The organism is Vibrio qinghaiensis (assembly GCF_002257545.1).
In the GTDB taxonomy this organism is placed as follows: domain Bacteria; phylum Pseudomonadota; class Gammaproteobacteria; order Enterobacterales; family Vibrionaceae; genus Vibrio; species Vibrio ordalii.
In genome coordinates, this window is the sequence record NZ_CP022741.1 from 2,461,711 (window position 1) to 2,471,338 (window position 9,628).

Consider the following 9,628-nt stretch of genomic DNA (forward strand, 5'->3'; position numbering starts at 1 on the left):
CCTCTCGGGTCGGGCTGCCTCTTTAAAAGGGACGCGAATTGTACCACCCTTTCCTAGGATTGGGTAGACAAAAAATAAACGGCTCCAAAAAAACTTTGGAGCCGTTTAAAATCATAGAATAACGATGATTACATCTTCGCTTTTTCTATAACTTTAACCAATGTCCAAGACTTAGTCTTAGACAGAGGACGACACTCACGAATCTCAACGGTATCGCCTAGGCCACACTCGTTGTTTTCGTCATGTGCGTGTACTTTAGTCGTACGCTTTACGAATTTACCGTAAATTGGGTGTTTCACCATGCGCTCGATAGCAACAGTGATAGATTTATCCATCTTGTCACTAACAACACGACCTAGTTGAGTACGAATTTTGTCGCTCATTATTCGCCTGCCTTCTCAGTCAAAACAGTTTTAACGCGTGCGATATCACGGCGTACAGCTTTCAAAGTATGAGTTTGCTGCAGTTGACCAGTTGCTGCTTGCATGCGCAAGTTGAACTGTTCACGTAGCAAATTCAATAGCTCAGCGTTAAGCTCTTCAGCGCTTTTTGCGCGTAGATCTAGTGCTTTCATCACATCACCTGTTTAATTACGAATGTAGTTTTGAATGGCAGTTTACGAGCCGCTAGGCGGAACGCTTCACGTGCCAATTCTTCAGGTACACCGTCCATTTCGTACATAACCTTACCAGGTTGGATTTGGGCTACCCAGTACTCAACGTTACCTTTACCCTTACCTTGACGAACTTCTAGTGGTTTTTCAGTGATTGGCTTATCTGGGAACACACGGATCCAGATTTTACCTTGACGCTTAACGTGACGTGTCATTGCACGACGTGCCGCTTCGATCTGACGAGCAGTTAGACGACCACGTCCAACGGCTTTAAGACCAAATGTACCGAAGCTTACGTCAGTACCTTTAGCTAGACCGCGGTTGCGACCAGTATGAACCTTACGGAACTTAGTGCGTTTAGGTTGTAGCATCAGTCGACTCCTTACTTACGGCCTTTACGCTGCTTCTTAGGCTTGTCAGCCTTTGGCTCTACAGCGTTTGCAGCTGGCATACCACCAAGGATTTCGCCCTTGAAGATCCAAACTTTAACGCCGATCACACCGTATTGGGTGTGAGCCGAAGAAGTTGCGTAATCAATGTCAGCACGTAGAGTGTGTAGAGGCACACGGCCTTCACGGTACCACTCAGAACGTGCAATTTCAGCGCCGCCAAGACGACCGCTTACTTCCACTTTGATACCTTTAGCGCCTAGACGCATAGCATTTTGAACCGCACGCTTCATTGCACGACGGAACATAACACGACGCTCTAGTTGAGACGCGATGCTATCAGCCACTAATTGGCCGTCTAGCTCAGGTTTACGTACTTCAGCGATGTTAATTTGCGCTGGTACACCTGCAATTTTAGCTACAGCTGCGCGTAGCTTCTCAACGTCTTCACCTTTTTTACCGATAACAACGCCTGGGCGAGCAGTGTGGATAGTCACACGAATGCTCTTAGCAGGACGCTCGATAACGATGCGTGATAGAGACGCTTTTGAAAGTTCCTTAGTAAGGAACTGACGTACCTTGAAGTCGCCGTCTAGGTTGTCAGCGAAATCTTTGGTGTTAGCAAACCATGTAGCATTCCAAGGCTTAACGATGCCAAGACGAATACCATTAGGATGTACTTTCTGACCCATTGCTTACTCTCCTAGTCTCTTAGCGGTCTGCTACAACAACAGTGATGTGGCTTGAACGCTTCAAGATACGATCCGCACGGCCTTTTGCACGAGGCATAATACGCTTCATGACCGGGCCCTCATCTACGAAGATTTTAGCGACATTAAGATCGTCGATATCTGCACCTTCGTTGTGTTCTGCGTTAGCGATAGCTGACTCTAGAACTTTCTTAACTAATACAGCCGCTTTTTTGTTGCTGAAAGTTAGGATTTCAAGAGCCTGATCCACAGATTTACCACGGATTAGATCTGCAACTAAGCGAGCTTTCTGAGGAGAAATGCGAGCAAAGTTATGTTTAGCAATAGCTTCCATCATTTACTCCTTAGCGCTTCTTAGCTTTCTTATCCGCAGCGTGACCACGGTAAGTACGAGTTGGTGCGAATTCGCCCAGTTTGTGACCGATCATTTCATCAGTGACAAATACTGGAACGTGCTGACGACCATTATGGACAGCGATGGTCAAACCAATCATTGATGGAATGATCATTGAACGACGGGACCAAGTCTTAATAGGCTTTTTGTCTCCGCTTTCCACCGCTTTCTCTACCTTCTTCAGCAAGTGTAGGTCAATAAATGGACCTTTCTTGAGAGAACGTGGCATGGCTTATCCTCTTATATAGATTACTTATTACGACGACGTACGATGTACTTGTCGGTGCGTTTGTTGCTACGAGTCTTGAAGCCCTTAGTAGGCATACCCCAAGGAGATACTGGGTGACGACCACCAGATGTGCGGCCTTCACCACCACCGTGTGGGTGGTCAACCGGGTTCATTACTACACCACGTACAGTTGGACGTACGCCGCGCCAGCGTGAAGCACCAGCTTTACCTAGTTCACGTAGCATGTGCTCAGAGTTACCAACTTCACCGATTGTTGCACGGCCTTCAGAAAGTACTTTGCGCATTTCACCAGAACGTAGACGGATAGTTGCATAAGTAGCGTCGCGAGCGACAAGTTGAGCATATGCACCAGCCGAACGAGCTAGCTGTGCACCTTTACCAGGCTTAAGTTCAACACAGTGAATAGTAGAACCCACTGGGATGTTGCGCATTGGCAGAGTGTTACCTGCTTTAATTGGCGCATCAACACCAGACTGGATTGTATCACCAGCTTGAACACCTTTAGGTGCGATAATGTAACGACGCTCGCCGTCTGCGTACAGAACTAGAGCGATATTTGCGCTACGGTTTGGATCGTATTCTAGACGCTCAACTTTCGCTGGGATGCCATCTTTAGTACGTTTGAAGTCAACCAAACGATAGTGTTGCTTATGACCACCACCGATATGACGTACTGTGATACGACCGTTGTTGTTACGACCACCATTCTTAGAGTTTTTCTCTAGAAGAGGTGCGTATGGCTTACCCTTGTGTAGGTCAGCGTTAACAACTTTAACGACGTGACGACGACCAGGGGAAGTCGGCTTACATTTAACAATAGCCATTATTCAACTACTCCTGTTATTCCGCGCCGCCAACAAAGTCAAGATCTTGACCTTCTTTCAAAGTCACATACGCTTTTTTAACGTCGCTGCGGCGACCTTGGCGTAGACCTTGACGTTTGGTCTTACCCTTAGTGATAAGGGTATTTACAGACTTAACTTCAACTTCAAATAGCTTTTCTACAGCTGCTTTGATCTCTTTCTTAGTTGCATCTTTTGCCACTTTGAAAACGATAGTGTTCGCTTTCTCAGCAGTCATAGTTGCTTTTTCAGAGATGTGCGGTGCACGTAGAACTTTTAGTAGACGCTCTTCACTGATCATGCCAGCATCTCCTCAACTTGCTTAACTGCTTCTGCAGTCATTAGAACCTTGTCAAACGCAATTAGGCTAACTGGGTCAAGACCCGCTACGTCACGTGCGTCAACTTTGTATAGGTTGCGAGCAGCTAAGAATAGATTCTCGTCTACTTCGCCAGTAACGATGAGTACATCGTTAAGCTCAAGTTCTTTAAGCTTAGCTAATAGCTCTTTAGTTTTTGGTGCTTCTACTGAGAAGTTATCAACAACGATTAAACGCTCTTGACGAACTAGTTCAGAAAGAATGCTCTTCATAGCACCGCGGTACATTTTTTTGTTTACTTTTTGGCTGTGATCTTGTGGTTTCGCAGCAAAAGTAACACCACCTGTACGCCAGATTGGGCTACGAATTGTACCAGCACGTGCACGGCCAGTACCTTTTTGACGCCATGGCTTAGCGCCACCGCCAGAAACTTCTGAACGTGTCTTTTGAGCACGAGTACCTTGACGAGCACCTGCTGCATACGCAACAACTACTTGGTGTACAAGGGCTTCGTTGAACTCACGTCCGAAAGTAGTTTCGGAAACAGTTAGTGCGTTAGCACCTTTAACCATCAATTCCATTACTTACTCCTAGACGTTATGCTTTAATAGCTGGTTTGACGATCACGTTAGCGCCAGTTGCACCTGGTACTGCACCTTTAATAAGAAGCAGATTGCGCTCAGCGTCAACACGTACGATCTCTAGGTTTTGAGTCGTTACACGCTCAGCACCCATGTGACCTGCCATTTTTTTGCCTTTGAACACGCGACCTGGAGTTTGACATTGGCCAATTGAACCCGGTGCACGGTGAGACAAAGAGTTACCGTGAGTCATATCTTGAGTGCGGAAATTCCAGCGCTTAACAGCACCTTGGAATCCTTTACCTTTAGATGTACCAGTAACGTCTACTTTTTTAACTTCGTTGAAAAGTTCTACATTTAGCTCAGTGCCAACTTCAAACTCTTCGCCGTTTTCTAAACGGAATTCCCAAAGACCGCGACCAGCTTCTACACCTGCTTTCGCAAAGTGACCAGCTTCTGGTTTAGTTACACGGTTGGCTTTCTTAGTACCAGTAGTTACCTGGATTGCTGCATAACCGTCAGTCTCAAGAGTTTTCACTTGAGAAATACGGTTTGCTTCAACCTCAACAACAGTTACTGGGATAGAAACGCCTTCTTCAGTAAATACGCGGGTCATACCCACTTTACGTCCGACTAGACCAATCATTCTTCTAATCTCCCTTAACCTAGGCTGATTTGTACGTCAACGCCAGCAGCTAGATCTAGGCGCATCAGTGCATCAACAGTTTTATCTGTTGGCTCAACGATGTCGATTAGACGTTTGTGAGTACGAATTTCGTACTGATCACGAGCATCTTTGTTGACGTGTGGAGAGATAAGAACAGTGAAACGCTCTTTACGAGTAGGAAGTGGAATAGGACCACGAACCTGTGCGCCGGTACGCTTAGCTGTTTCAACGATTTCCGCTGTAGAAGCATCGATTAGTTTGTAATCGAACGCTTTAAGGCGGATACGGATACGTTGGTTCTGCATGAGACAGAGCTCCAATAATTAAAAATTACACAAACAATATCGCCACTCAAACTCGTTAAAACGAGAGAATGCCGATTGATTTATGTGAAACCGTAGTGCCAAAATTAGGCACATTGTCAGTTAATTTTCGATTAACTTTAATCTATTACTAAACGCAACAGAGCTAATTGTATTAACTGCGAACATAAGCTGAGTATACGTTACTAAACTAACAGCTAGGTCAGTTTACTCCTCACTGCTCATTGGTTCACAACTGGATTTAACCAGTGCGGTGCATTATACAGATCACCATTACACATGCAAGCGCTGTGTAGAAATTAAACTTATAAACTATCTATTTCTTCTACTGAAGAAGTAATAGAAGGGATAGAAAGATGAGGTGAGCACTCACTACCCTATCCTTTTATCCCTGATGCACAATTATACAGCTTGGCGCTGTCTCACTGCTTCAAACAGACAGATCCCAGCCGCTACTGATACGTTTAGGCTAGAAACGGTGCCCGCCATCGGTATTTTGATCAGATCATCGCAGGTTTCGCGCGTTAAACGGCGCATACCATCCCCTTCTGCGCCCATAACAATCGCAAGGGGCCCTGTCAGTTTGGCTTGGTAAATGTCATGCGTCGCCTCACCGGCAGTGCCAACAAACCATACGCCTTGTTCTTGAAGGGCGCGCATGGTACGTGCAAGATTCGTCACTCGTACTAAAGGCACAGTTTCAGCCGCGCCACAAGCGACTTTGCTGACCGTTGCTGTCATTGGTGCTGACTTATCTTTCGGTACGATCACAGCAGCGACCCCGGCAGCATCAGCGTTACGCAAGCATGCGCCGAGATTATGCGGGTCGGTAACACCATCCAAAACCAGTAATAGCGGTTGTTCATGCTGTGCGATGATTGCTTCTAAATCATGTTCATTAAGCTGTTTTGCTGGTTTTACACGAGCAATGATGCCCTGATGATTCGCCCCTTGAGCCTTATCATCCAATGTTTTACGTCCCATATGTTGAATAGAGACACCGCAATGTTGCAGTTCATTTAACAGTGGAAGCAGGCGATCATCTTGCCGCCCTTTCAGTACAAACGCTTCAATCAATCGCGCTGGATCTTTTTCAAGTACAGCGCTGACCGCGTGAATACCATAAATACATTCGTTACTCATGATTTACCCATTGATCGTTATTTACCAGCACGCGCTTTATTTGCTTTGGCCGCGGGTTTCTTTTTGCGTGCTTTTGTTGTTTTGCTTTTTTTTCGTTCAGGTTTTGAGCCTGCACTGCTTTTTTCATCTGGGCGTTTAGTCGCTTCAACTAAAGGAGTAGCCTTTCCTTTACTTGACGTCACCTTCTTGCCACGTGCTTTCTCTCGTGCATCCGTTGCACGTTTCTTCGCTGTCTTGCCTTCTCCGCGCAGCTTACGGCTAGTGCCCACGATTTCAAAGTCAATTTGACGATCATCCAAGTTGACGGATAACACTTTGACTTTAACGGCATCACCTAAGCGATAGATGTTGCCAAAACTTTCGCCGATCAATCGTTGCCCAACGGGATCAAATTGATAGTAGTCGTTCGCTAGCGTTGAAATATGGACCAATCCATCAATGTGCAACTCAGTTAAACGAACGAAGAAACCGAAACCTGTCACGTTGGCTATGACTCCATCAAGCTCTTCGCCTACATGATCTTGCATGTATTCACACTTGAGCCAATCGGATACTTCACGCGTCGCATCATCAGCACGGCGTTCTGTCATTGAACATTGCTGACCATAGAAGTCCATATCATCAAAAGAGTAGTGATAACCACCGGTTGTTGTCCAACGGTCGGTATGATTGCCCGATTCTTTGGCAATCAAATATTTAATTGCGCGGTGCAATAGGAGATCAGGGTAGCGACGAATAGGTGAAGTAAAGTGCGCATAGCGTTTGAGCGCTAAACCAAAGTGACCACAGTTATCCGCGTTATACACAGCCTGCTTCATGGAACGCAGTAACATGGTTTGGATCAACTCTTTGTCTTGGCGCTCACCAATCTGTTTCATTAAGTTAGCGTAATCGGTTGGCGAAGGCTCTAGCCCACCCGCTAAGTTCAAGCCAAGCTCGCCTAAGAAATCCCTAAAGCCGGTCAAACGCTCTTCTCCCGGTGATTCATGGATACGGTACAGAGCGGGCTCTTTCGCTTTTTCCACCAACGAGGCTGAAGCAATATTAGCGAGGATCATGCACTCTTCGATTATTTTGTGCGCATCATTACGAATGACAGGTTCAATGCTGTCGATCTTACGCTCAGCATTAAAGATAAACTTAGTTTCAATCGTTTCAAATTCGATACCGCCACGCTCATCACGCGCTGCTTTTAGCACCTTATACATCGAATAGAGTTCTTCAAGATGAGGAACCACGGCTTGATAACGTTCGCGTAGCTCTTCATCCCCTTCAAGAATGGCGTGTACTTTGTTGTAAGTTAAACGAGCATGGGAGTTCATCACGGCTTCGTAATGTTTGTAACCCGAAATTTTGCCCGTTGCAGAGACTGTCATCTCGCACACCATGCATAGGCGGTCGACTTGTGGATTAAGTGAACAAAGACCGTTCGACAGTACTTCCGGTAGCATAGGAACGACTTGCGATGGGAAGTAAACTGAGTTACCACGGTTGATCGCTTCTTTATCAAGAGCGGTATCGGGGCGCACATAATAACTTACGTCAGCAATCGCAACCCAGAGACGCCAGCCACCACCTTTTTTGGCTTCGCAATAAACCGCGTCATCAAAGTCACGTGCGTCTTCACCATCAATAGTCACTAAAGGTAATTGACGCAGATCCACGCGCCCTTGCTTCGCCTCTTCTGGAACTTCTTCTCTCAGGTTTTCGACTTGCTTTAATACTTCTTGCGGCCACTCATGAGGGATCTGGTGAGTGCGGATCGCTATTTGTGTCTCCATGCCGGGAGCCATATTTTCGCCAAGTACTTCTACAACCCGACCTGTCATTCCTCTAGCTCTGGCACCGCGATCGGTAATTTCAATCACCACCACGTTCCCCATGCGAGCTCCGCCTTTGTGCTCATTAGGGATCAAGATGTCTTGAGTGATGCGTGAATCATCGGGCACGACATAAGAGTAGCCATTTTCGAGGAAGAAACGCCCAACAAGTTGGGTTTTACGTTCTTCCAACACTCGAACCAAACGCCCTTCTTTACGGCCTCTTTTATCCGTGCCTGTCGGTTGTACCAGCACGTAGTCGCCATGAATAATGGTACGCATTTGGTGATGAGGTAGCAAAACATCGTTATCTTTGCCAACGCTGCCATCAGGGCGAACCCACCCATGACCATCTTTATGTCCGATTACGTGACCTTTGATCATTTCCAGTTTTTCTGGCAATGCATAGCATTGGCGACGAGTAAATACCAATTGGCCATCTCGCTCCATCGCACGCAAACGACGGCGTAGCCCTTCGTATTGCTCTTCACCAGACAAACCCAATGCCTCAAAAAGATCATTACGATTCATCGGTACATTGGCTTCGGTTAGAAATTCGAGGATGAATTCTCGGCTTGGAATTGGATTTTCGTAATTGCTAGATTCTCGATCCGCAAAAGGATCGTTATTGATAATTTCAGACATAGGCAGACCTGCTAAAGCAAGGAGAGATAGCCAGAGTATAACTGACTCACGACAGAAGCTACAGCAGCGTATTGATTATTATAGGCTAATGCGTTAGACGAAAAGCGCAGAAATGACTTCGCCCAACCGTGTGGGCGAAATAAGAAAAGCAATAATGAAGGCTACCAAAACGTGTCTCTGCGCTTGGCTCGCGCAACCACATTTTGTGGCATTCGCTGCTCTAACCCCTGCCGGAGCATAGAGATCCGAGAATGTATTCTTTGATCGATAGTCACCGAATTATAGAGCCAGCGATAAGCATCTTCATAATCAAGCGGGCTACCATAATCGCGCAGCAACAGCTCAGCTAGATGGATACGAGCATTAATATTGCCCATCGCAGCAGCTTCACGCAGATAAGGAATAGCTCGCTCTTTATCCTGCTGTACTAAAGTACCACGCGAATAATAACGCCCAAGCTGCTCTAACGCAGCGGGTAAACCTTGATGAGCTGCATTTTCCATATAGTACAAGCCAAGTTCGACATCTTGATCTACGCAGACCCCCCACGCTAGCATATCTCCATACAAAAACTCGTAGGAAGGCAGGCTGATGCGAGTAGCACGCGCAACAATATCTTCTACCAATTGGCAGTTGTCGGCTTTGACTTGCTCTAAATGTTTATTTTGCTCAATTAACTTGATTAGCTCAGCTTCAGTGTAAATAGGGACCGGCTCACCCACTTCCGCCACGTTGGCATGACTCAAGGATGAGGTCAGCGCTAAAAACAATGAAGCTGCTACCGTTCGTAGCTTCATACCTGCACTCTTTATGTCTATCGATAGCCTTAAAATTATAGCCTCAGTTTCATCTAGGGCTGGGCTTGATAATCTTATCGACCAGTGCGGCAAACTCTTTAGACAAAATTTGCCGTTATTCGGCCATTTATTGCC

At 46.2% G+C, this 9,628-nt stretch carries 14 protein-coding genes; all 14 read right to left on the reverse strand.

Annotated elements, in window-relative coordinates; genetic code table 11:
• Positions 1–128 precede the first annotated feature (128 nt).
• Entirely contained in the window at positions 129–383 is a 255-nt protein-coding gene (rpsQ, locus tag CCZ37_RS11445) for a 30S ribosomal protein S17 (RefSeq protein ID WP_017042852.1), read from the reverse strand.
• A complete protein-coding gene (gene rpmC, locus CCZ37_RS11450) occupies positions 383–574 on the reverse strand; it encodes a 50S ribosomal protein L29 (protein ID WP_010318766.1) in 192 nt (63 codons plus the stop codon). Before rpmC ends, rpsQ begins: the two co-directional genes overlap by 1 nt.
• Positions 574–984, reverse strand: coding sequence for a 50S ribosomal protein L16 (gene rplP, locus CCZ37_RS11455; protein ID WP_010318765.1), 411 nt, complete (start codon positions 982–984; stop codon positions 574–576). The genes rpmC and rplP overlap by 1 nt, the downstream gene beginning before the upstream one ends.
• Positions 985–995: 11 nt before the next feature.
• Positions 996–1,694, reverse strand: a complete 699-nt coding sequence (gene rpsC / locus CCZ37_RS11460; RefSeq protein WP_010318764.1) for a 30S ribosomal protein S3 — start codon at positions 1,692–1,694, stop codon at positions 996–998.
• A gap of 19 nt (positions 1,695–1,713) precedes the next feature.
• The gene (gene rplV / locus CCZ37_RS11465; RefSeq protein ID WP_026027327.1) at positions 1,714–2,046 is read right to left on the reverse strand and encodes a 50S ribosomal protein L22; all 333 of its coding nucleotides are present in this window, start codon (positions 2,044–2,046) and stop codon (positions 1,714–1,716) included.
• A 10-nt stretch (positions 2,047–2,056) separates the two neighbouring features.
• The gene (gene rpsS, locus CCZ37_RS11470) at positions 2,057–2,335 is read right to left on the reverse strand and encodes a 30S ribosomal protein S19 (RefSeq protein ID WP_010318762.1); all 279 of its coding nucleotides are present in this window, start codon (positions 2,333–2,335) and stop codon (positions 2,057–2,059) included.
• 20 nt (positions 2,336–2,355) lie between these two features.
• Positions 2,356–3,180 carry a 50S ribosomal protein L2 gene (gene rplB, locus CCZ37_RS11475; protein ID WP_010318761.1) on the reverse strand — a complete coding sequence of 275 codons (825 nt, stop codon included), beginning with the start codon at positions 3,178–3,180 and terminating at the stop codon, positions 2,356–2,358.
• 16 nt (positions 3,181–3,196) lie between these two features.
• Entirely contained in the window at positions 3,197–3,499 is a 303-nt protein-coding gene (gene rplW, locus CCZ37_RS11480; protein WP_010318760.1) for a 50S ribosomal protein L23, read from the reverse strand.
• Positions 3,496–4,098, reverse strand: coding sequence for a 50S ribosomal protein L4 (gene rplD, locus CCZ37_RS11485; protein ID WP_010318759.1), 603 nt, complete (start codon positions 4,096–4,098; stop codon positions 3,496–3,498). Before rplD ends, rplW begins: the two co-directional genes overlap by 4 nt.
• Before the next feature lie 16 nt (positions 4,099–4,114).
• Positions 4,115–4,744, reverse strand: a complete 630-nt coding sequence (gene rplC, locus CCZ37_RS11490; RefSeq protein ID WP_013855921.1) for a 50S ribosomal protein L3 — start codon at positions 4,742–4,744, stop codon at positions 4,115–4,117.
• A gap of 14 nt (positions 4,745–4,758) precedes the next feature.
• Positions 4,759–5,070 (reverse strand): 30S ribosomal protein S10, encoded by a 312-nt coding sequence (gene rpsJ, locus CCZ37_RS11495; RefSeq protein ID WP_001181007.1) that lies wholly within the window; start codon positions 5,068–5,070, stop codon positions 4,759–4,761.
• A 420-nt stretch (positions 5,071–5,490) separates the two neighbouring features.
• Positions 5,491–6,231, reverse strand: a complete 741-nt coding sequence (rlmB, locus tag CCZ37_RS11500) for a 23S rRNA (guanosine(2251)-2'-O)-methyltransferase RlmB (RefSeq protein WP_010318756.1) — start codon at positions 6,229–6,231, stop codon at positions 5,491–5,493.
• A 17-nt stretch (positions 6,232–6,248) separates the two neighbouring features.
• Positions 6,249–8,696: a ribonuclease R gene (gene rnr, locus CCZ37_RS11505; RefSeq protein WP_094500555.1), complete on the reverse strand. Its 2,448-nt coding sequence runs from the start codon at positions 8,694–8,696 to the stop codon at positions 6,249–6,251.
• Between the two features lie 161 nt (positions 8,697–8,857).
• Complete coding sequence (motX, locus tag CCZ37_RS11510) at positions 8,858–9,493, reverse strand: flagellar protein MotX (RefSeq protein ID WP_013855917.1); 636 nt, start codon at positions 9,491–9,493, stop codon at positions 8,858–8,860.
• Positions 9,494–9,628: the final 135 nt, after the last annotated feature.

Excerpts from the sequence above, each read along its gene's own strand:
- rpsQ (WP_017042852.1), bottom strand. The coding sequence starts at position 383 with ATGAGCGACAAAATTCGTACTCAACTAGGTCGTGTTGTTAGTGACAAG.
- rpmC (WP_010318766.1), bottom strand. The coding sequence starts at position 574 with ATGAAAGCACTAGATCTACGCGCAAAAAGCGCTGAAGAGCTTAACGCT.
- rplP (WP_010318765.1), bottom strand. The coding sequence starts at position 984 with ATGCTACAACCTAAACGCACTAAGTTCCGTAAGGTTCATACTGGTCGC.
- rpsC (WP_010318764.1), bottom strand. The coding sequence starts at position 1,694 with ATGGGTCAGAAAGTACATCCTAATGGTATTCGTCTTGGCATCGTTAAG.
- rplV (WP_026027327.1), bottom strand. The coding sequence starts at position 2,046 with ATGGAAGCTATTGCTAAACATAACTTTGCTCGCATTTCTCCTCAGAAA.
- rpsS (WP_010318762.1), bottom strand. The coding sequence starts at position 2,335 with ATGCCACGTTCTCTCAAGAAAGGTCCATTTATTGACCTACACTTGCTG.
- rplB (WP_010318761.1), bottom strand. The coding sequence starts at position 3,180 with ATGGCTATTGTTAAATGTAAGCCGACTTCCCCTGGTCGTCGTCACGTC.
- rplW (WP_010318760.1), bottom strand. The coding sequence starts at position 3,499 with ATGATCAGTGAAGAGCGTCTACTAAAAGTTCTACGTGCACCGCACATC.
- rplD (WP_010318759.1), bottom strand. The coding sequence starts at position 4,098 with ATGGAATTGATGGTTAAAGGTGCTAACGCACTAACTGTTTCCGAAACT.
- rplC (WP_013855921.1), bottom strand. The coding sequence starts at position 4,744 with ATGATTGGTCTAGTCGGACGTAAAGTGGGTATGACCCGCGTATTTACT.
- rpsJ (WP_001181007.1), bottom strand. The coding sequence starts at position 5,070 with ATGCAGAACCAACGTATCCGTATCCGCCTTAAAGCGTTCGATTACAAA.
- rlmB (WP_010318756.1), bottom strand. The coding sequence starts at position 6,231 with ATGAGTAACGAATGTATTTATGGTATTCACGCGGTCAGCGCTGTACTT.
- rnr (WP_094500555.1), bottom strand. The coding sequence starts at position 8,696 with ATGTCTGAAATTATCAATAACGATCCTTTTGCGGATCGAGAATCTAGC.
- motX (WP_013855917.1), bottom strand. The coding sequence starts at position 9,493 with ATGAAGCTACGAACGGTAGCAGCTTCATTGTTTTTAGCGCTGACCTCA.